Source organism: Paenibacillus hunanensis, from assembly GCF_034055775.1.
Taxonomy (GTDB): Bacteria; Bacillota; Bacilli; order Paenibacillales; family Paenibacillaceae; genus Saccharibacillus; species Saccharibacillus hunanensis.
In genome coordinates this window covers 4,942,251-4,964,291 of the sequence record NZ_CP139194.1, presented here as the reverse complement: position 1 = coordinate 4,964,291, position 22,041 = coordinate 4,942,251, and the positions used below count along the sequence as shown (strand labels likewise).

Annotated in this window: 10 protein-coding genes, 11 tRNA genes and 2 rRNA genes; 21 read left to right on the top strand and 2 right to left on the bottom strand. The window is 44.7% G+C overall.

Going from position 1 to position 22,041, the window contains the following annotated elements; all coding sequences use genetic code 11:
- Nucleotides 1-166 precede the first annotated feature (166 nt).
- The 21 genes from SK066_RS20135 to SK066_RS20035 all read left to right on the top strand — a co-directional run bounded on the left by SK066_RS20135 (nt 167) and on the right by SK066_RS20035 (nt 19,666).
- Nucleotides 167-3,088: ribosomal RNA gene (locus SK066_RS20135) — 23S ribosomal RNA — on the top strand.
- A gap of 64 nt (nt 3,089-3,152) precedes the next feature.
- Nucleotides 3,153-3,269 (top strand): 5S ribosomal RNA (gene rrf / locus SK066_RS20130).
- A gap of 80 nt (nt 3,270-3,349) precedes the next feature.
- A tRNA-Asn gene (locus SK066_RS20125) sits at nt 3,350-3,425 on the top strand.
- A gap of 1 nt (nt 3,426) precedes the next feature.
- A tRNA-Thr gene (locus tag SK066_RS20120) sits at nt 3,427-3,499 on the top strand.
- 18 nt (nt 3,500-3,517) lie between these two features.
- Nucleotides 3,518-3,589 (top strand) — tRNA-Glu (locus SK066_RS20115).
- A 124-nt stretch (nt 3,590-3,713) separates the two neighbouring features.
- Nucleotides 3,714-3,789, top strand: a tRNA-Val gene (locus SK066_RS20110).
- A gap of 17 nt (nt 3,790-3,806) precedes the next feature.
- Nucleotides 3,807-3,881 (top strand) — tRNA-Gln (locus SK066_RS20105).
- A 4-nt stretch (nt 3,882-3,885) separates the two neighbouring features.
- Nucleotides 3,886-3,961: transfer RNA gene (locus SK066_RS20100), tRNA-Lys, on the top strand.
- A gap of 17 nt (nt 3,962-3,978) precedes the next feature.
- A tRNA-Leu gene (locus tag SK066_RS20095) sits at nt 3,979-4,060 on the top strand.
- A 6-nt stretch (nt 4,061-4,066) separates the two neighbouring features.
- A tRNA-Gly gene (locus SK066_RS20090) sits at nt 4,067-4,141 on the top strand.
- Between the two features lie 4 nt (nt 4,142-4,145).
- Nucleotides 4,146-4,222 (top strand) — tRNA-Arg (locus SK066_RS20085).
- Nucleotides 4,223-4,243: 21 nt separating this feature from the next.
- Nucleotides 4,244-4,317, top strand: a tRNA-Pro gene (locus SK066_RS20080).
- 6 nt (nt 4,318-4,323) lie between these two features.
- Nucleotides 4,324-4,397, top strand: a tRNA-Gly gene (locus tag SK066_RS20075).
- A 1,108-nt stretch (nt 4,398-5,505) separates the two neighbouring features.
- Nucleotides 5,506-8,301, top strand: a complete 2,796-nt coding sequence (gene ppc / locus SK066_RS20070) for a phosphoenolpyruvate carboxylase (protein ID WP_320542788.1) — start codon at nt 5,506-5,508, stop codon at nt 8,299-8,301.
- A 451-nt stretch (nt 8,302-8,752) separates the two neighbouring features.
- Nucleotides 8,753-9,322: an RNA polymerase sigma factor SigW gene (sigW, locus tag SK066_RS20065; protein WP_188777435.1), complete on the top strand. Its 570-nt coding sequence runs from the start codon at nt 8,753-8,755 to the stop codon at nt 9,320-9,322.
- Between the two features lie 401 nt (nt 9,323-9,723).
- On the top strand, nt 9,724-10,338 hold the full coding sequence (locus SK066_RS20060) for a zf-HC2 domain-containing protein (RefSeq protein WP_188777433.1): 615 nt from the start codon (nt 9,724-9,726) through the stop codon (nt 10,336-10,338).
- 299 nt (nt 10,339-10,637) lie between these two features.
- On the top strand, nt 10,638-11,480 hold the full coding sequence (gene cdaA, locus SK066_RS20055; RefSeq protein WP_188777431.1) for a diadenylate cyclase CdaA: 843 nt from the start codon (nt 10,638-10,640) through the stop codon (nt 11,478-11,480).
- Entirely contained in the window at nt 11,458-13,059 is a 1,602-nt protein-coding gene (locus SK066_RS20050) for a CdaR family protein (RefSeq protein ID WP_320542787.1), read from the top strand. Before cdaA ends, SK066_RS20050 begins: the two co-directional genes overlap by 23 nt.
- 197 nt (nt 13,060-13,256) lie before the next feature.
- A complete protein-coding gene (glmM, locus tag SK066_RS20045; RefSeq protein WP_188777427.1) occupies nt 13,257-14,597 on the top strand; it encodes a phosphoglucosamine mutase in 1,341 nt (446 codons plus the stop codon).
- 905 nt (nt 14,598-15,502) lie between these two features.
- Nucleotides 15,503-17,335, top strand: a complete 1,833-nt coding sequence (gene glmS, locus SK066_RS20040; protein ID WP_320542786.1) for a glutamine--fructose-6-phosphate transaminase (isomerizing) — start codon at nt 15,503-15,505, stop codon at nt 17,333-17,335.
- A 375-nt stretch (nt 17,336-17,710) separates the two neighbouring features.
- The gene (locus SK066_RS20035; RefSeq protein ID WP_320542785.1) at nt 17,711-19,666 is read left to right on the top strand and encodes a hypothetical protein; all 1,956 of its coding nucleotides are present in this window, start codon (nt 17,711-17,713) and stop codon (nt 19,664-19,666) included.
- A 208-nt stretch (nt 19,667-19,874) separates the two neighbouring features.
- On the opposite strand, the gene SK066_RS20030 is transcribed toward SK066_RS20035, so the two are convergent.
- Both SK066_RS20030 and SK066_RS20025 read right to left on the bottom strand, forming a co-directional pair.
- Nucleotides 19,875-20,570 (bottom strand): response regulator transcription factor, encoded by a 696-nt coding sequence (locus SK066_RS20030; protein WP_188777423.1) that lies wholly within the window; start codon nt 20,568-20,570, stop codon nt 19,875-19,877.
- Entirely contained in the window at nt 20,567-22,030 is a 1,464-nt protein-coding gene (locus SK066_RS20025; protein ID WP_320542784.1) for a sensor histidine kinase, read from the bottom strand. Before SK066_RS20025 ends, SK066_RS20030 begins: the two co-directional genes overlap by 4 nt.
- Nucleotides 22,031-22,041 lie beyond the last annotated feature (11 nt).

The following is a 22,041-nucleotide window of genomic DNA, read 5'->3' as shown; positions in this document are numbered from 1 at the left end:
CGTTGTCAGTTTTGAAAGAGCAACCCTCTTTCAAGTTGATCCTTGAAAACTGGATACCGAAACGAAACATCGCGTTTTAGAAACTGTTCTTAACTGACACTGTGTAAACAGGATCGGTCATGAATATGTAAGATATAGGTTCTTCTGTAAAGAAGACCACCAACTAGGTTAAGCTAGTAAGAGCACACGGTGGATGCCTAGGCGCTAGGAGCCGATGAAGGACGTGGCGAACAACGATAAGGCCTCGGGGAGCTGTAAGCAAGCATTGATCCGGGGATGTCCGAATGGGGAAACCTGACTGGATTCATCTCCAGTGACTCACATCTGAATACATAGGGTGTGGAGAGGCAGACGAGGGGAACTGAAACATCTAAGTACCCTCAGGAAGAGAAAACAAGAGTGATTCCGTCAGTAGCGGCGAGCGAACGCGGAACAGCCTAAACCAAGAAGCTTGCTTCTTGGGGTTGTGGGACGTCTCTTTGGAGTGATAAAAGAGTTTGGTAGATGAAGAGGTCTGGAAAGGCCCGCCAGAGAAGGTGAAAGCCCTGTAGTTAAAATCAAGTTCTCTCCGAGACGGATCCCGAGTAGTGCGGGGCACGTGAAACCCCGTATGAATCTGCCAGGACCATCTGGTAAGGCTAAATACTCCCTAGCGACCGATAGTGAAGCAGTACCGTGAGGGAAAGGTGAAAAGGACCCCGGAAGGGGAGTGAAATAGAACCTGAAACCGTGTGCTTACAAAAAGTCAGAGCCCGATTAATGGGTGATGGCGTGCCTTTTGTAGAATGAACCGGCGAGTTACGTTCCCGTGCAAGGTTAAGGTGAGAAGCCGGAGCCGCAGCGAAAGCGAGTCTGAATAGGGCGACTTAGTACGTGGACGTAGACCCGAAACCGGGTGATCTACCCCTGTCCAGGATGAAGGTACGGTAACACGTACTGGAGGTCCGAACCCACGCACGTTGAAAAGTGCGGGGATGAGGTGGGGGTAGCGGAGAAATTCCAATCGAACTCGGAGATAGCTGGTTCTCCCCGAAATAGCTTTAGGGCTAGCCTCGGAAGATGAGTCGCGGAGGTAGAGCACTGATTGGGTGCGGGGCCCGCAAGGGTTACCAAGCTCAGTCAAACTCCGAATGCCGCAGACTTTATTCCGGGAGTCAGACAGTGGGTGCTAAGGTCCATTGTCAAAAGGGAAACAGCCCAGACCATCAGCTAAGGTCCCCAAGTGTGTGTTAAGTGGGAAAGGATGTGAAGTTGCACAGACAACCAGGATGTTGGCTTAGAAGCAGCCACCATTTAAAGAGTGCGTAATAGCTCACTGGTCGAGTGACTTTGCGCCGAAAATGTAACGGGGCTAAACACACCACCGAAGCTATGGCTTGATGCTTGCATCAGGGGTAGGGGAGCGTTGAATTGAGGTTGAAGGTATACCGTAAGGAGTGCTGGACACAATTCAAGTGAGAATGCCGGTATGAGTAACGAAAAGATCAGTGAGAATCTGATCCGCCGAAAACCTAAGGGTTCCTGAGGAAGGCTCGTCCTCTCAGGGTAAGTCGGGACCTAAGGCGAGGCCGAAAGGCGTAGTCGACGGACAACAGGTTGAAATTCCTGTACCACCGAAAGCCGCTATGAGCAACGGGGTGACGCAGGAGGGTAGTGACGCAGGCTGATGGATGCCTGTCTAAGCAGTGAGGCTTGTGTGTAGGTAAATCCGCACACTTTAAGGCCAGGCTGTGATGGGGAGCGAAAATTACAGTAGCGAAGGTCATGATCTCACACTGCCAAGAAAAGCCTCTAGCCAGGAAGCAGGTGCCCGTACCGTAAACCGACACAGGTAGGTGAGAAGAGAATTCTAAGGCGCGCGGAAGAACTCTCGTTAAGGAACTCGGCAAAATGACCCCGTAACTTCGGGAGAAGGGGTGCCCCGGTAGTGTGAATAGCACGAGGGGGCCGCAGTGAAAAGGCCCAAGCGACTGTTTAGCAAAAACACAGGTCTGTGCGAAGCCGCAAGGCGAAGTATACGGGCTGACGCCTGCCCGGTGCTGGAAGGTTAAGGGGAGTGGTTAGCGCAAGCGAAGCTATGAACCGAAGCCCCAGTAAACGGCGGCCGTAACTATAACGGTCCTAAGGTAGCGAAATTCCTTGTCAGGTAAATTCTGACCCGCACGAATGGCGTAACGATTTGGGCGCTGTCTCAACGAGAGATCCGGTGAAATTTTAATACCTGTGAAGATGCAGGTTACCCGCGACAAGACGGAAAGACCCCATGGAGCTTTACTGCAGCTTGATATTGAACTGGGGTGCGATTTGTACAGGATAGGTGGGAGCCTAGGAAGAGGGAGCGCAAGCTTCCTTGGAGGCGCCGTTGGGATACCACCCTGATCGCATCTGAGTTCTAACCTGGTACCGTGATCCGGTACGGGGACCGTGTCAGGTGGGCAGTTTGACTGGGGCGGTCGCCTCCTAAAATGTAACGGAGGCGCCCTAAGGTTCCCTCAGAATGGTTGGAAATCATTCGAAGAGTGCAAAGGCAAAAGGGAGCTTGACTGCGAGACCTACAAGTCGAGCAGGGACGAAAGTCGGGCTTAGTGATCCGGTGGTACCGCATGGAAGGGCCATCGCTCAACGGATAAAAGCTACCCTGGGGATAACAGGCTTATCTCCCCCAAGAGTCCACATCGACGGGGAGGTTTGGCACCTCGATGTCGGCTCATCGCATCCTGGGGCTGAAGTAGGTCCCAAGGGTTGGGCTGTTCGCCCATTAAAGCGGTACGCGAGCTGGGTTCAGAACGTCGTGAGACAGTTCGGTCCCTATCTGTCGTGGGCGTAGGAAATTTGAGAGGAGCTGTCCTTAGTACGAGAGGACCGGGATGGACGCACCGCTGGTGTACCAGTTGTTCCGCCAGGAGCATCGCTGGGTAGCTACGTGCGGAAGGGATAAGCGCTGAAAGCATCTAAGCGTGAAGCCCCCCTCAAGATGAGATTTCCCAGTATGTAAGACCCCTTGAAGACGACGAGGTAGATAGGTTGGAGGTGGAAGTGTGGCAACACATGGAGCTGACCAATACTAATCGGTCGAGGGCTTATCCTAACTTTTAAGACGCGATGATTCGTTTCGGATTCAGTTTTCAGGTGATTAACCTGTAGCAAGAACGTTTGGTGATGATGGCGGAGGGGTTCCACACGTACCCATCCCGAACACGACCGTTAAGCCCTCCAGCGCCAATGGTACTTGGACCGCAGGGTCCTGGGAGAGTAGGACGTCGCCAAGCGAACAAGCAAGACCTCACAGCTTTATTCTGTAAAGCTGGCTTCGAAAGCGTAAGCTGCCGCTCGCAAGAGCGGGTACTATTCCCTGATAGCTCAGTTGGTAGAGCACTCGACTGTTAATCGAGTTGTCACAGGTTCGAGTCCTGTTCGGGGAGCCATGCTCTCATAGCTCAGTAGGTAGAGTGCATCCATGGTAAGGATGAGGTCACCGGTTCGATCCCGGTTGAGAGCTTGTTATCACTTTTAATGAGGCCCGTTGGTCAAGGGGTTAAGACACCTCCCTTTCACGGAGGTAACAGGGGTTCGAATCCCCTACGGGTCATTCCTTTCTTCTTTTAATTGGTATTAAAAGATTAAAGATGTAAAGGTTTGTCAGTGCCTATCTGGCCTGGGAAATACGTTTGAATAATGTGTATTGACGGCATTACCTTTACGACTAATACTTTGGAGACTTAGCTCAGCTGGGAGAGCATCTGCCTTACAAGCAGAGGGTCGGCGGTTCGATCCCGTCAGTCTCCACCATCGTTTTTCTTAAACGTTGGGGATTAGCCAAGCGGTAAGGCAACGGACTTTGACTCCGTCATGCATAGGTTCAAATCCTATATCCCCAGCCATTAAGAGCCATTAGCTCAGTTGGTAGAGCACCTGACTTTTAATCAGGGTGTCGAAGGTTCGAGTCCTTCATGGCTCACCATTCTTCATTCAAAATGTGCGCGTGTGGCGGAATTGGCAGACGCACTAGACTTAGGATCTAGCGTCTTACGACGTGGGGGTTCAAGTCCCTCCACGCGCATACCATGCGGACGTGGCTCAGCGGTAGAGCATCGCCTTGCCAAGGCGAGGGTCGCGGGTTCGATTCCCGTCGTCCGCTCCATTATGCGCCCTTAGCTCAGCTGGATAGAGCGTTTGACTACGAATCAAAAGGTCAGGAGTTCGAATCTCTTAGGGCGCGCCATATTTTAATATTACTGCACATCGGGATGTAGCTCAGCTTGGTAGAGCACCTGGTTTGGGACCAGGGGGTCGCATGTTCAAATCGTGTCATCCCGATTGTACGCGGGTGTAGTTCAATGGTAGAACTCCAGCCTTCCAAGCTGGTAGCGTGGGTTCGATTCCCATCACCCGCTCCATTATGTGAATAAGACCGGAAACGGTCTTTTTTTGCTATATACAGCTTTAATTGCAAAAATGAGAAATGGAATTAGTGAATGAACAATTAGATTAGTTAAAAGAGTTATGTTAGAAAATATAATTGTTGATCTCAAATATTAGTGAGTTCAAATATTAGTCAGTTTATTATTAAGTTTAAATTTAAGTTTAAATAAGACTGGATGAATATACGGGTCACAGCTTTTATAAACGAGAGATCGAGAGATGCGGAAAAGATGGGCATTGGACATAGAAATAGACATAAATAGTTAAACGTTGAAAGACGATGAGAAACGAACGATAAACAATATAAAATGAATGAATACAAAAACTATGATGAAGTACGATGGAGTCGTATTGATGAGTGTCATCAAATAGTATCACCTATGGGTGCAATAGGGCATGTGTGGTATTTGATTTTGATGGGGATTATTATGTACGATAGGATTAATTTACTCTGCTTTATGCAAACGTATTCAATAGGCTAAAGCAACTGTAATGATTGGGTCAGGCTGGATAAGTTGATTCTGTTAAGTATCTTGTTAAAGGTTCGTATGATCAAAAAGGAAATTGTCTATCAAGCATTTGTACTGCTTTAAAGATCATATATAAGAATTTTGTACTGTTTTAACGATCATGTATAAAAATAATGCGGATACACATTGTTTCTATTACTGGCGTTAGTATTCGGTCAAGTATTCAAGGATGAATGTTATTACTCGTTAAAGAATTAGCAGCCCGATATTCGTTGGAGCTACTATATTTAGCACATTTATTTTTTAAATTGAATCTATACTTTATTAATATAGATTGAAAGTAAGGTTGCGATGTTCTGTAAGACATTAGAGACAGGAAGATTGTCATTTTGACAATAGGACTAATTTAGCCTTCACACTTTAAAGGATTGTAGTATAATAATGTAGTGCGATAACGCTGTGAAGTCATTATGAATGATTGACAGAATGTTTGCATAAATACTCACAACCTGCAAATTAATTAAAGTATTCATACATGCTTTGTTGTATGATGTGAAGAAGATGTTAACCTTCAATAGAATCAACACCGGTAGGGAAGGATAGGAGGAGAAGCATGTCTGAGTTGACTGTGAATGTAAGTAAAAATCATTCTAACAATTTGCTACGTCGTGATGTACGCTTTTTGGGGAACATTCTGGGTGAAGTTCTCGTGCATCAGGGCGGACAGGAGCTTTTGGATATTGTAGAGAAAATCCGTGAGCTTAGCAAATCGCTTCGTGCTGTATCATTACCTGAAGTATTTGACGAGTTTAAAACATTAATCCGTCATCTGGATTCAGATAACCGACATCAGGTTATTCGTGCATTTGCGATTTATTTTCAACTCGTTAATATTGCTGAACAGAATCATCGTATTCGCCGTAAGCGCGATTATGAGCGTTCTGCTGGGGAGACTGTACAGAAGGGCTCAATGGAGAGTGCTGTACAGGAGCTGAAGAAGAACAATTTTACAGCGGATGAGATTGAAGCGTTACTCGCTGATCTGTCGCTGGAGCTTGTTATGACAGCTCACCCAACAGAAGCGATGCGTCGTGTTATTCTCGATATCCATAAGCGCATCTCTGAAGATGTGAAGCTGCTGGACAATCCGACTCTGACCTTCCGTGAGCGTGAGCAGCTGCGTGAGAAGCTTCTTAATGAAGTGATTACGCTCTGGCAAACGGACGAGCTACGTGATCGCAAGCCGACGGTGCTGGATGAAGTACGAAATGGAATGTATTATTTCCACGAAACGCTCTTTGATGTATTGCCTGAGCTGTATCAGGAGCTTGAGCGTTCTCTTGCTAAGCATTATCCAGATCATCACTGGCATGTACCAGGCTTCCTGCGCTTTGGTTCCTGGATTGGTGGCGACCGTGACGGGAACCCATCTGTAACCGCTGATGTGACGTGGAAAACGCTACAGATGCAGCGTAAGCTAGCAATTCGTGAATATCAGCGCATCCTGCGTGAGATGATGAACTCACTGAGCTTTAGTACAACGATTATCGATGTTTCGGAAGAACTGCTGTCTTCGATTCAAAAAGACCGTCTTCACGTAACGATCGACAAAACATATAGCTGGAACAATGAAAACGAGCCTTATCGTATCAAGATTGCGTATATGCTGCGTAAGCTGAACAATGTTGTAGACGATTCGAAGCGTGGTACATTAGAGCGTTACAACGACGTGTCGGAGCTGCTGGAGGACCTGTGGACGATTGATAAGAGTCTACGTCACCACTATGCCGATTATGTTGCAGATACGTATGTGCAGAAAATGATTCGCCAGGTCGAGCTATTTGGTTTCCATACGGCAACACTGGATGTGCGTCAGCATAGTCAGGAGCATGAAAATGCACTGAAGGAAATTCTGGCTGGCATGCAAATTGTGGACGATTACTCCACATTAAACGAGGACGAGAAGATCGAATTGCTCGGTAAGCTGCTCGTTGATCCGCGTCCACTCACTTCGCCTTACCTGAACTACAGTGAAGGTACAGCAGAGTGTCTGGCTGTGTATCGTACGATTGCCAGTGCACAGCAGGAATTCGGTAAGAAGTGTATCTCTAGCTATCTGATCAGTATGACACAGGGAGCAAGTGATATCCTTGAGGTTATGGTCTTTGCTAAAGAAACGGGTCTGTTCCGTCTGCTACCAGATGGTACAGTACATTGTACACTTCAAGCGGTGCCACTGTTCGAAACGATCGACGATCTGCATGCAGCACCTGCGATTATGCGCCGTGTGCTTGATTTGCCTGCTTATCGTGCAGGGGTAACAGCGATGAACAATCTGCATGAAATCATGCTGGGCTATTCCGATAGCAACAAGGATGGCGGCGTGGTGACTGCGAACTGGGAATTGCGTCTGGCGCTGAATGAAATTACGGCGATGGGTCAGGAATATGACATCAAGCTCAAATTCTTCCACGGTCGCGGTGGAGCGCTCGGTCGCGGTGGTATGTCTCTGGATCGCAGTATTATGGCACAGCCACCACATACGATCGGTGGCGGTATCAAAATTACGGAGCAGGGTGAAGTGCTGTCTTCTCGTTATTCGCTGCAAGGGATTGCGTATCGCAGTCTGGAGCAAGCGATCTCGGCATTGATTACATCGGCGATGATTGCCAAAGTTGGCGAGCCAGCAGGTGAAAATAATCAAGCATGGGATGAGATTGTACGTAGCATTTCCGAAGTATCGCTCAACAAGTATCAGGATCTGATTTTCCGTGATCCCGACTTTATGAAATTCTTCAAGCAATCGACACCATTGCCTGAGGTGGGCGAGCTGAATATCGGTTCCCGTCCATCCAAGCGTAAAAATAGTGATCGTTTTGAGGATTTGCGTGCGATTCCATGGGTATTTGCATGGACACAAAGCCGTTACCTGCTACCTGCATGGTATGCAGCCGGCACAGGTATCCAGCATTTTTACCAGAACAAGCCAGAAAATATGGCAACACTTCAGCAAATGTACAAGGAGTTCCCATTCTTTAAAACGCTGATCGATACGCTGCAAATGGCAATTGCAAAGGCGGATCTAATGATCGCGCAGGAATATGCCAAAATGTGCAAGGACGATGCGGTACGTACGCGTATTTTCGGTATGATCGAAACAGAGTTCAATCTGACTCGTGATCTGGTGCTGCAAATTAGCGGCCAGCAGGAGATTTTGGACAATGTACCGGTTATTCAGGAATCGGTTCGTCTGCGTAATCCGTATGTTGATCCATTAAGCTACCTTCAAGTACAACTGCTAAGCGAGCTGCGTAACATCCGTGAGGATGGTTCAGATGATGCTGAGCTGTTACGTGAAGTGTTGCTCACTATCAATGGTATTGCTGCAGGTCTGCGGAATACAGGTTGATATCTGTTATACAGACGGAGTCGAAGTGAAGAATATGATCCAACGACAACGTTATTTAAAATGGAGCGGGCTTATGTGCCGCTCCATTTTGTTTATTGAGCATATGTAGGTTGGGTTAAGTCTATGGACTACTTATCAGGTTTAGCTTTTATATTGCTAAAATAATGTAATAGTAATAGTAATCGGTTGCTAGCTTCGGTAAATGGGGGTTTTAACCGTAGCTTGAGGGGATATAAATTATTTGAGTGGTATGTAAATTCTTCATTTGTTGTTCGATAAGCACGAATTACATGCTAAATTGAATAATTTATAGACGAATTTTAACAAATTGTATATTTACTGTTCGATTAAGATTGCAATTTACCGGATCATCCAGTACGATTTTAAGTGGACTGTAAAAGGACAAAATGCAGTAAACCTATACATATCGGGAACATAGTTTGGGGGAGTGATGGTGGATAATCTAGATACGCGACTGGCGAAGCTGGCGCTAAAGGGTGATCAGCGCGCATTTGCCGAGATCGTGGATTTATATAAGGACAAGCTGTTTCACCTTGGCTATCGTATGCTCAGTAATCGGCATGAGGCAGAGGATGTCGTACAGGAGACCTTTTTAAGAGTATATAAAAATTTGGATCGTTATGATCCGAAGCAAAAGTTCTCAACCTGGATTTATCGGATTGCGACTAATCTGTGTATTGACCGATTGCGTAAACGTAAGCCGAGCTTTTCACTGGATGCGGAGCTGAATGATCAGGACAATACCGATGGCTATGCCCTCATCCCTGGGGATGAACGCACTCCGGAAAGCGAATATATGCTAACCGAAACGCAGCAGTTGATTCATCAGGCGATTGATTCCTTACCAGATAAATATAAAACGGTAATGGTGCTGCGTTACTTACAGGAGTTGTCGCTACAGGAAATTAGCGATGTGATGGATATGCCAGTGACGACGATCAAGACGCGTGTGCACCGTGGTCGGGAGTTTTTACGTAAGAAGCTGGAAAATAAATTGTGATGTTCCATATGTATAGAGGATAAGCATGACAATTTCACAATCAAAGTGATCTATTCTGAGCGGTTACAAAATGGACTGCGGATAGCTACCTGCAATATTGGCTAACATGAACGCTAACAGGATTCGATTGTACGCCAAAGAAGACATTTTGTAAGTAGCGGATTCTAGCTTATTTGCTACGTAGTATAGCGTTATCTCTACGTAAGATATCGTTATATCGATGTAGTATATCGATATTGACGTATGAATTACGCTTGGAAAAATATCCTAAAAAATCTTAGCGTATTTTTGAAACGTTACTGGAGCTACACCGTATTTAACAGAGTATTCGCTGTTCCATGCACATTGCCATCTATGGTATGATGCATGAGGCACTATTTTACGAGAAAGGAATGGCTCATATGGATTGCAAACTGGCCGTCTCCTATATTCATGAGTATCTGGACGGCGATCTACCGGATGGACAGGCAGCAGAGCTGAAGCAGCACATGGCTGAATGCGCGGAATGCCGAGCCGTTTTTAAAGAGCTAGAGCAGACAGAATTGCTCTTGTTTGCTGTCAATCATCGCAAACCGCCAGTATCTGATGAGCTCACTGACCGGATCATGCAGTCATTGCCAAAGCCTAAAAAGCCGTCGGCATGGGTAACATGGTTAAAACGTCATCCGGCACTAACCGCAGCAGCCGCATTTTTTGTGATTTTGCTCGGTACGCTGCCGCTTTGGGATGAAGGTCCTGAGATGATCGTCAAAGGGCAGAATCTGGATCAAGTTGTGATTGAAGGTAATACGGTTATTGTGCCGGAAGGAAAGACCATCGCCGGCAATTTGACGATAGAAAAAGGACAAGCCAGGATCTACGGTGATGTCGAAGGCAATGTAACAGTCATCGACGGTAGCGTATTTCAGGCAAGCACTGCCCATATCTCCGGACAGGTTCAAACGATTGATCAAGCAGTGGGCTGGCTCTGGTACAAAATTTCAACTGCATTTGCGGATGTCGCCTCTACCAATTAAATCATGAACTGAAAGGCGCCTCTTGCCAAGATGGCGTCTTTTTTTGTGCAGGTGCCGATGTTCTTTGCATGTTGAATGAAAAAGCGTGTAAAATAAGAAAATAGGAATGAGATTCACCCATCGTCCGCAGCCGCCAAGGCATCGATTTATTTTCAAAAAAGATCGTCATGTTGGTAGCAGGTTAGGGTAATAGGATAATAACGCTCATTTATGGGCATCGTTACCGGCAGCCCTGAAAGACTTGGACGGCAAATGCCAGGTTAAGGGTCCACCAGATAGAACATAACGGGGGTTGCAGTATGGAGTATTTTGCGGACTTGACTTGGAAGGATTCCATTAAAGATATTATCGATATTTTGATCGTAACGTATATCATTTATCAGTTGATTCTACTCGTACGTGGTACACGTGCAGTGCAGCTGCTAAAGGGTATTCTAGTGCTGGTTGTCGTATGGGCACTGAGTAGCTGGTTTGATCTGTACACGCTCAAATGGCTGATGAATCAGGCATTTACATTTGGGGTGCTGGCGATCTTTATTATCTTCCAGCCGGAGCTACGGCGTGGTCTGGAGCAGCTGGGACGCGGTAAAATATTTGGACGTACCGTGGCGGATGAAGAGGAAATCACGCGTATGATCAATGAAGTGATCAAGGCGGTCAATTACTTATCAAGGCGCAAAATTGGAGCGCTTGTTGTATTTGAGCGAACGACTGGATTGAACGAGTATACGGAATCTGGTATCAAGATGCAGTCGGTGATTAGCTCCGAGCTGCTGATTAATATTTTCATCCCGAATACACCGCTCCATGATGGTGCAGTCATTATTCAAGGACAACAAATTGCGGCGGCAGCCTGCTATCTTCCTTTATCAGAGAATCCATTTATTAGTAAGGAGCTGGGTACACGGCACCGTGCTGCGATTGGGATTAGTGAGGTGGGCGATGCCATTTCGCTGATCGTATCGGAGGAAACGGGTCAGGTATCACTGGCAATGAATGGGCAGGTCGTACGCGATATTAATGAAGAATCGCTGATCTCGAAGCTGCATGAGGCATTGAAGCCAAATGTAACGACAGAGAAAAAGCTCCCGTTCTGGAAGCGGAAGGGGGGAAATAAAGATGATGGACAAATGGATCAGTAATAATACTGTCGCCAAGGTGCTCGCGCTAGTGGTGAGCATTTTGCTATGGGTTATGGTTCATATGGATAATAATACGATTCCCACCTCGACAACGTCCGCTGCGATGGGGACGAGTGTCATCAACAACGTAGAGGTACAGCCATATGGATTTGATGAGGACAAGTATGTATTAAAATCCATTGAACCCGCCACCGTTAATATTGAGGTGCGCGGACAATCTGATCTGATTTCCTACTTTTCGACCAATAGTTATAAAGCGAAGGTGAATCTGAGCGATATTAAAGGTGCAGGTACAGTGACCCTGCCGATCGTAGCAGAGACGCCTGCAAGTGTGCAGTATGTATCGTCTACACCGGGATTTGTAAAGGTAACGATTGAAGAGAAAACATCGAATACCTTCGTACCACAGATTAAGGTAGAAGGCGAACCTGCGGAAGGGTACCAAAAGGGCGATCCTGTCATTACCGATGGCACTGACAAGGTCAAGGTAACACTACCAGAAAGCCGCCTCAGCGATGTAGGCAGCGTACAGGGTGTGATCAATATCGCGGGTGCCAGTGATACCGTAAGCAAGACAGTCACACTGGCAGTCTATGATAAAAGTGGTACAGCGATGAAGGATGCTGTTGTCTCGCCAGCATCGATTAAGGTACAGGTACCGATTGGAGCGTCTTCACGTACGCTTCCACTGAATCTGAGCTATATCGGTCAATTGCCAGACAATCTCGTACTGGCAGGTACAGAGGTGAGTGCAGATGAGGTAACGGTGTACGGCTCTGAATCTGAGCTGTCCTCGCTTGGCTCATCGATTACGGCTTCGGTAAACCTTAGCTCGATTGATCAGGCAGGAACCGTAACGCTTACAGCTGCACTGGATCTGCCGGAGGGAACTGATCGAATCTCTCCTTCGTCTGTACAGGTGAAGATTACAACGGAGGAATTCTCCGAACGTACCGTGCAAAATGTACCGGTGCGCTTAACGGGAATTGGTACGAATCTGGAAGCGTCGATTACAGAGCCACAAAGTCAGCAGGTGGCAATTAGTATTAAAGGAGCGCCAGATGCGATTCAGGCCGTGCGACCAGAGGATATTAAAGCTTCGATCAATCTGAGTGGACGCGCAGCAGGCACATACAAGCTACCCGTACAGGTTGTGCTACCCGAGACAGTCAGCCTATCCAATCCAGGTGAGCAGATTAGTGTGACCGTCACGGTAACCGAGGGGAATGGATCAGGCACGTCAACTGAATCACAGCCCAATAACAATGAAGGCTCCTCCGGCAATACCGGGGAGGGAGAGCCCGGTAACGGGACAGAAGCAGGTAATAATTCAGGAAATGGCTCATCCACTCCTTCTGAAACCCCAGGAAGTGAATCTGGCACAGGTACAGGCAGTGGCACCGAAACGCCTTCCGAGGAAGGAAGCAATAGCGGTGGTACGGGAACAGACACACCAACAGACGGATCGAATGATTCCTCTGCCAACTCGGGGGATGCTGGAACGAATACAGGTGCTCAAGCTAGCACCGTTGATCAAGCACTCGGAAAGCCAGCAGTATCTGCCAATACGTATCATTAATAGCAATAGCACAAACAGAAATATCAGAATTGCGCTATTGACAGCTACCATATAGAAGACGTATAAAGGAAGGGTTGCACACAGATACATCGGTCGAAGTCATTCGCACCGATGTATCCATGTGCCCAATTTGTTATTTTAACAGTCTAACTGGATGAGAGAATCCAACTGAATATAATCATAAGGGAGCATAATTCATGGGTAAATATTTTGGAACAGACGGCGTACGCGGCGTCGCCAACAAAGAGCTTACAGCAGAAATGGCTTATCAAATCGGACGTTGTGGAGGTTACGTACTGACTCACGGTGCCGAAAAACCAACCGTGGTCATTGGTATGGATACGCGTATCTCCGGTCTGATGCTGGAATCTGCACTGGTCGCGGGTATGCTCTCGATCGGAGCTCATATTATTCGTTTGGGCGTTGTGAGTACGCCGGCAGTTGCTTATATTACCCGTCTGCTGGGAGCAGATGCAGGTGTAATGATCTCTGCTTCACACAATCCGGTACAGGATAATGGGATCAAATTCTTCGGCGGAGATGGCTTCAAGCTGTCCGATGAAACAGAGCTGGAGATTGAAGCGCTTATGGATGCGGAGCAGGATACACTGCCACGTCCAGTAGGCGCAGAGCTGGGGACGATCGTGAATGATGATACATCCAAGTTCAAATACCTGGAGCATCTGAAATCAACGATTACTCATTCCTTTGAAGGTCTGAAAATTGTACTCGATTGTGCGAATGGTTCGGCTTACGAGCTAGCTCCTGCATTGTTTAAAGAGCTAGGCGCTGAAATTATTACGATTGGCGCTGAGCCAAACGGTCTGAATATTAACGATCATTGCGGTTCGACGCATCCAGAAATGCTCAAGCAAGAGGTGCTACGCCACGGAGCTGATATCGGTCTGGCGTTTGACGGAGATGCGGATCGTCTGATTGCGATTGATGATAAAGGTGAAGAGGTCGATGGTGACTACATTCTGTGCATTTGCGGCGATGCGATGAATCGCGCAGGTAAGCTGAAGGATAGCACAATCGTATCGACAGTTATGAGTAATATTGGCTTTTACAAAGCAACGGAGAAGCTGGAGCTGCGTACTGCACAGACAGCTGTAGGTGATCGCTATGTAATGGAAGAAATGAAGCGTGGGGGCTATACACTTGGTGGCGAGCAGTCTGGTCATGTTATTTTCCTCGATTACATCACGACGGGTGATGGCATTCTGACAGCGGTACAGCTGGTGGATACACTGGTTGCATCCGGTCAAAAGCTGAGTGAGCTCAAATCGATGATGGATAAATATCCACAGGTGCTTGTTAACGTGCGTGTAGAGAGCAAAGCTCGTTACGAAGGCAATCCAGCAATTGCTGAAGCTGTAAAAAGCGTAGAAGATAAGCTGGGCAGCAATGGACGTGTTCTTGTTCGTCCGTCCGGTACCGAATCGCTGATTCGCGTTATGGCGGAAGGCCCAGATAAAGACGAGCTGGAGCAATTCGTGGCTGAAATCGTTGATGTAGTGAAAAAAGAACTTGTGTAATACTTGCATAGGCAAAGAGCATCCGCATAAGTGGGATGCTCTTTTTTGATCGATACAGCTCTCCTAGATATCTGTTTGCTATCTAACGTTATCGATTCGGATCATTGTATAGAGCCAGAGACGCTACTGTTATAGGTTATCCGATTCTATTTTCTATGATTTTCATTAATAATTTTGAGGTAATAATGTAATAATATGGGATTTGGGTGTCGATAACAGGAATAACACACTTTTTCTCATATCATTCATCGTGCTAATCATCGCATACTACGCTGACAGATCGTTTGCGAATCAGGACATACCCTGTGCTTCACCTCCATAGCTGAATGGAACGGCTTTCTTCTGCCTCGTGCGCGCATCGGTTTAACATTTCTGGCTGCGGGTTAATGGTACATGGTCTGGCTTCTGGTAGCTGTCTAGCACGACATAGAGAGCAATCATACAGCTGTCACATTTTTATCATTGCCATAATCGCAAAAGATGCATATAATGAACGAGTTGCTGTTTGTAATATAACTGTAACATTCGCTATATTACGATCGCAGCTTAACTTCAGAAAAGAAAGTGAGGATCGAGGTACATCCTAGTTAAACCAAGCGCCAGAGCTCGAGAGACGGACGGAAATGCATCGAGCTGACGAGGTGAAGGTGTTCGAAACATTCGGCGGGGACCTTCCGGTAATGCACCATACCGTAAAGCGGAATCCAAATGCCAGGAGTGATCCTGGTGACAAAGATTCGGCCAGGTGCAACACAAATGATCATAATCATGAATGTGCATAGCAGCAGGAACAAGAGCGAGCGAAGACATGTACATTCACAATTGAATACTGTTAGAGCTCCTATTTCCTTGTGCTCATGTATATTCATCCCTAGAATGAACTATTGAAGCGGAGGAATATAAACATGTGCGGTATTGTTGGATATATTGGAAATCAGGATACACAAGAAATTTTGGTCGATGGTCTGCGTAAGCTGGAGTATCGTGGGTATGACTCCGCAGGCATCTCGGTATTTACTGGAGAAGGTCTGCAAGTTGTAAAGGCTCAAGGACGTATGGCTAACCTGGAATCGAAGCTGGAGCAGCATCCACTCGTAGGTACAGCAGGAATCGGACATACACGCTGGGCTACACACGGTAAACCATCGGACGCGAACTCTCACCCGCATACAGATGCACAGCATAAGTTCTCCGTTGTGCACAACGGTATTATTGAGAACTATCTGGAGCTGAAGGATGAATTGATTCGCTCCGGTATTAATTTTGTATCGGAAACAGATACTGAGGTAATCGCTCACCTCGTTGCACGCGAATATGAAGGTGACATCGTGAAAGCCGTACAAAAGGCTGTTACTTACATGCGAGGTGCATTTGCACTGGGCGTACTGACTGAGCATGAGCCAGACAAGCTGGTTGCTGTTCGTCAAGCAAGCCCACTCGTTATCGGTGTAGGTGAAGGCGAGAACTTCATCGGTTCCGATATTCCAGCTATTTTGAAATATACTCGTAACGTATACATCCTGAACGATGGTGAAATGGCTGTTCTGACTCGTGATGCTGTTGAGCTGATGACAATCGAAGGTAACTTCATTGCTCGCGAAGTTACTCGCATCGATTGGGATGCCGTAACAGCTGAAAAAGGCGGTTATGACCACTTCATGCTGAAAGAAATTCACGAGCAGCCAAAAGCTTATCGTGATACAATGCTCGGACGCATCAATGACGATGGTAAAGGCGTTCATTTCAGTGATCTGAAGCTGACACCTGAGCAAATCCGTAACATCCGTAACGTGCAGATCATCGCTTGTGGTACGGCGTACCATGCAGGTCTGGTAGGACGTAATATCATTGAGAAGCTGGCGAAAATTCCAGTAGAAACGGATGTTGCTTCCGAGTACCGTTATCGTTCCCCAATCGTTGACAAAAACACGCTGGTTATCGTGGTAAGTCAATCGGGTGAAACAGCGGATACACTGGCAGCACTGCGTGAAGCACAGGCAAACGGCGCTCACGTTATCGCTGTAACGAACGTTGTAGGTAGCTCGATCGCTCGTGATGCGAACGATGTGATTGCAACGCTGGCAGGCCCTGAGATTGCGGTTGCTTCGACCAAAGCCTACACTTCACAGCTGATCGCATTCTATCTGTTCGGTCTGTATCTGGCTGAAGTACGTGGTACACAAACAACAGAGGAAATCGCTACTACATTGGCAGCGATGGAAGCTCTGCCAGAGCAAGTTGAGACTGTACTGGCTATGGCACCAGAGATTAAAAAATACGCTGAGCATATCGCACAGCACAAGCACCTGTTCTTCATCGGACGCGGTGTAGACTATGCGGTTGTACAGGAAGGCTCACTGAAGCTGAAAGAGATCTCCTACATCCACTCCGAGGCGTATGCTGCGGGCGAATTGAAGCACGGTACACTGGCTCTGATCGAGGACGGTATTCCAGTTATCGCATTGGCGACACAGGAAGACGTACTGGAGAAAACCGTCAGCAACATCAAGGAAGTGAAAGCACGCGGCGGCGAAGTGATGGTTGTCTCGTATGACGAGCATCGCGAAGACCTGCTGAAATCGGTTGACTACGTGATGACGATTCCAAAAACATTGCCACTGCTGAGCCCAGCACTGTCAGTTGTTACGCTGCAATTGCTTGCTTATTATGCTTCGCTTGCACTGGAGCATGATGTGGATAAGCCGCGTAATTTGGCGAAGAGTGTGACGGTGGAGTAGTAGAACTCAAATAGTATGAATTTTTGGTGTATGACTCAATAATAGAATGAGTTTATTCAGTAATCTTAAAGATTAAAAAACATTTATTGATTTAGTTTAATGAATGATGTAATTGTTATGAGACGTCCTAAAATTTTAGGACGTCTTTATTTTTCTTAAAATATCCTAGATTTAGTAGAATTTCAAATATTAAAGGCTGAACATAGGATGAAATTTTCATATTTAATTTATTTACAAAAAAATACATTATTATATTTTTTTAAAAAATATTGATTTAAATCTCAATAGATAATAATATTTGTAGAGGAATAGTTGTTATGAGAATATTTATTTAAAAATTAAAAGATAAAATAAATATAATTAAGGGAGAATACAATGGCTAAATCGATTCGCTCAATTATGAGGAATGAGAAATGTTTTAATCCTTTTAGTGATTCATTTAATTTTGAAAAAGCCTTAAATAAAGCTGAATCTTATATGAAAAAAAATTCTGCGAATATGAAAGAAAAAGAGACTTTAGACAATCATTATGCTTTATCTATTTTAGAAAACTCTAATCATTTTAATGATTACTTTCAGATGATGTATCAATATATGAAACTTATGATAGACAATTCAGAAGGGAGTGTCGAAAGTATATTAAAATATGTAATTTCATTTTCTAATCATGATACTTGTAAAATCACTAGAGATATAAAACATTTTATTGAAGATAACTCAGAGTTTAAAATAGAGGACTTTGCATCAATGCATATACAAGATGAGCATAGTCTTATGGGTTCAATGAATGCAGAAGCAATGTACGAAGTACAAGTCGATATATTAAATCTTATACTGAATTATTTAAAATATTTTACAAATGAGAAAGATATACATAATAATTTTAATAAGGAAGTATTACACGAGAATTGTTTTAAAATGTATAGGGCAGCTAATATTATGTATGTTATAAAAGAGGCCTATGATACTGTTTTGTGGGAAAATGGAAAAATTGATAAAGAGAATGAAAAAATTTATTTAAGACATATTGATGAAAACAGGACTATTTTAAAACAAGTAGGTAATTTGCGACTAATTAGGAACGAACTGGCTAATAAGATGATAATGACTCAAAAGGCAGAACCAATTTTGTTGGAAACTCTTAAAAGACAACGTAGAGGTTTGTTTATATCTCAAGTTGATATAAATATTAGAGGATTTATAAAAATTTCTGTCATGGATGGAGACATCCCTGAAGAAATTATAAATGATTTTATTTCAGCATATGCGATATTAGTAGCATTTTATCCACATTTAACTAATGAGCAGTTGGAGGGGATTGGTAATCTTACAGTACATGATTTACAAGCATTACATATAGAATTAATAGCAGTCGGCCATATTTTAATTAAAAAATTAGATGAAACAAATGATTATAATGTAAGAATTAAAAGAAAGGAATTAATTAACTATTTTTTGAAAGTCACTCATTATAGCAAGTCACAAATTGAATCTTATTTATCTTTAGTCGAGAGTGATTTTTATGGTGAAAGTAGAATTAACCTTTGGGAGAAGCCACTTATTAAAGTTAAAGAAGTGTATTATTTTGCCTTGCCTGCATTATTGCACCCTAATTATTTACAACTGATTGATGCTTGGCTAGAAAGTGCCCGATTTTCATTGGATTTGAGAGGATCAGCACTTGAAATATTTATCAAAAGTAATTTGAAAAATAAGCTAAAAGGTAAAGGCGATTTTAAAATACTAGAAGCTAGTAATTTTAAAATCGATATAGAGAATTCCGAAGAAATCGATCTATTAATATCGTTTGATAATGTAATAATCTTAGGAGAAATAAAAAATATAAAATTCCCTATGGAACCGAGAGATTATCATAATTCGTTGAAGAGGCTTGAAGAGGGTGCACATCAAGTTATTAGAAAAAAAGATTTTTTACTAAAAAATAAAAATGAATTTTTAGATTCATTAGGAGATATTGAGGGCAAAGAAATTCTTTGTGTAGTTATTACTAATTACACTCATTTTACAGGTATATCAATTGATGAAGTACCAATTATTGATTATATGGCATTTCAAAATTATATGGATGAAGGATATATAATTAATAATAAGTCTAAATTAGAAGATGGAGAATTTACTACAGAAGAAATAGAAAGAATATATTTATGGAAAGATAATGTTAGTTTTTTTGAGAATTTAAAATCTTATCTTTCTAATCCTAAAATTATTGATATTGTTAAAGATAATGTTGAAATGATAGAGCAGAGAATGACATTGGAAGAAGCTACTCCGGAAATTTATTTTCAATATGCACAACTAATTTCTGGATAAGATTAAGTTCAGCTCATTATACCAATATGTCTCTGGTAGAATTTAACTATCCTAAGTGAAAAGTTGGATCATCATAGATTTTTTAAGAAGAAATAATGAATCCCAGCTTCATATTTTTACAAATATAAGTATTAAAACAATGTGTGAAGGTATTAAAGGAAGTCGTGCAGTGGTCGTATTTACTACACAGCTTCCTTTTTATTTATCTTCACAACTGAAACCGATACCCCGCACCCCACACCGTCTGAATATACCGTGGATTCCCCGGATCAGCTTCAATCTTATCCCGCAGCCGGTTAATATGCACCGCCACCGTCGCGCTATCGCCGATCGAATCCAATCCCCAGATCCGCTCATACAGCGCGTCCTTGCTAAACACAATATTCGAATTAATAACGAGAAAATGCAGCAGCTCGAATTCCTTCTTTTTCAGTTCCAGCTCTTGTCCGTTCAAATACGCACGGTGTGCATCGATGTTGATCAAAAAGGGGCCAATCTCAATATTGCCACCGCGTGCGCTTTGCTCTAGATTGCCTTTTAAGCGTGCATATTGCGCCAGATTCGACTTGACCCGTGCCACCAGCTCATTGGGCGAGAAGGGCTTTACAATATAATCGTCCGCACCCAGACCCAGACCACGAATTTTATCGATATCCTCCTGCTTGGCAGTGACCATCAGAATCGGGATATCGAGCTTCTCACGCAGTCTACGGCAGACGGAGAAGCCGTCTTCGCCGGGTAGCATCAGGTCGAGCAGAATCAGATCAAAGCGTCCCGACAGTGCCAGCTCTGCGCCGGTGATACCGTTGTCTGCGATCTGTACGGCAAAGTTATTAATCTCCAGATAATCGCGCTCAATGGCGGCGATCGCTTCGTCATCCTCGATAATTAGAATGTTCTTCATGCTTGTTCCTCCTGCACGATTAACGGTAAACGAATAATGATACGTAGTCCACCTGATGGTGCGAGTAGCGCCTTGATGCTGCCACCCATTCGTTCAACGGCTTTGGCGGTAATCGCGAGTCCCAGTCCGCTACCTTTATTAGGATTATTACGGGATGGGTCGCTACGGTAAAACACATCAAACAGATGCGCCAGCGACTGTTCCGGTACACCCGGGCCATCGTCGGTCAAATAGATAATGATCTGTTCTCGCTGTACAATCGTCTGGATTTGTAATACGCCGCGTTCCTTCTCACGATACTTAAGACTATTTTCCATAATATTGGTGAAGATGCTATCGAGCTGTAGCGGATCAGCGAAGATGCGGGCAGGCTCGGAAGCAAGATCTAACTGCACATCTAGTCCGCGATCCCGATATTCCTCGGTCGTGGCACGCACAAGCGATTCCAGCTCGCGATTCACATCCAGTAGCTCCGGGTCGTATGGATAATCGCCCATATCCATTTTGGAAAAGAGGAAGATTTTCGCTACCATCCGGTCGATGTCCTCGGCTTTGGTTTTGATCATTTTAATATAATTATGACGCGCTTCCGGTGTGTTGGCTACACCGTCCATTAATCCCTCGGAATAAGCACGAATCGAGGTGAGCGGAGAGCGCAGATCGTGTGAGATGCTGGCAAGCAGCTCTTTGCGATTGTTTTCCTGGCGCTGGATTAACTGCATCGATTGTTTGAGCTTTTCTGCCATATCGTTAAAGTCGTGGCAGACGCCAGCGAATTCGTCTTTCCCGGTATAACGGATACGTGTATCCAGATTGCCATCGCGAATCTGCTGCACGCCCTCGATCAGCATCCGTAGCGGCTGATTAATATGCTTGAATACAAAATGGGTTAAGAATCGGTTGGTAAAAAAGATCGTTACCAGTCCGCCGACAATGAACAAAATTGTAAACAGGGTAATAAGCGAATCATATTCATTATTGTATGCCGTATCGCTGAGAGGGGCATATTCGTTAAACGTAGATATGACATACGTCTTGCCGCCCATAGTAACTGTGTTACTGCTCAGACTGGAATTTTCTAAAACGACGCTACCCTTACCATTTAATGCCCAGATTGCCTGAATCATCGCATTTGCAGAGTCAATATTCGTATCGCCCATATCTAGCAGCAGCTTATGCGACTCATAATTATGCACCGTCAGTCGCATATGATTCGTTTGCAAATAGCTTTCGAGCTTTTGCCGATTTTGAGACAGTGTGTTGCCTGTATCCTGACTCAGAGCTATCGCAGTAGAGGTCAGCGTATCAGGCACATCATAGCCATACGGATCGCTCGGATACTTTGCTTTCCAATATTGAAGCGACATATATTGACCTGCAGCAATAATGATTGCAGAGATCAGAACAGGTACGACAATCATTAAAATGTTAGAAATAATCAATCGGTGCTTAATAGTCATACCTTGACTCC

Coding starts and splice junctions, on each gene's coding strand:
- SK066_RS20050 (WP_320542787.1), top strand. CDS start 11,458: ATGATGGACAAATGGATCAGTAATAATACTGTCGCCAAGGTGCTCGCG.
- glmM (WP_188777427.1), top strand. CDS start 13,257: ATGGGTAAATATTTTGGAACAGACGGCGTACGCGGCGTCGCCAACAAA.
- SK066_RS20030 (WP_188777423.1), bottom strand. CDS start 20,570: ATGAAGAACATTCTAATTATCGAGGATGACGAAGCGATCGCCGCCATT.
- SK066_RS20035 (WP_320542785.1), top strand. CDS start 17,711: ATGGCTAAATCGATTCGCTCAATTATGAGGAATGAGAAATGTTTTAAT.
- sigW (WP_188777435.1), top strand. CDS start 8,753: ATGGTGGATAATCTAGATACGCGACTGGCGAAGCTGGCGCTAAAGGGT.
- glmS (WP_320542786.1), top strand. CDS start 15,503: ATGTGCGGTATTGTTGGATATATTGGAAATCAGGATACACAAGAAATT.
- SK066_RS20025 (WP_320542784.1), bottom strand. CDS start 22,030: ATGACTATTAAGCACCGATTGATTATTTCTAACATTTTAATGATTGTC.
- SK066_RS20060 (WP_188777433.1), top strand. CDS start 9,724: ATGGATTGCAAACTGGCCGTCTCCTATATTCATGAGTATCTGGACGGC.
- ppc (WP_320542788.1), top strand. CDS start 5,506: ATGTCTGAGTTGACTGTGAATGTAAGTAAAAATCATTCTAACAATTTG.
- cdaA (WP_188777431.1), top strand. CDS start 10,638: ATGGAGTATTTTGCGGACTTGACTTGGAAGGATTCCATTAAAGATATT.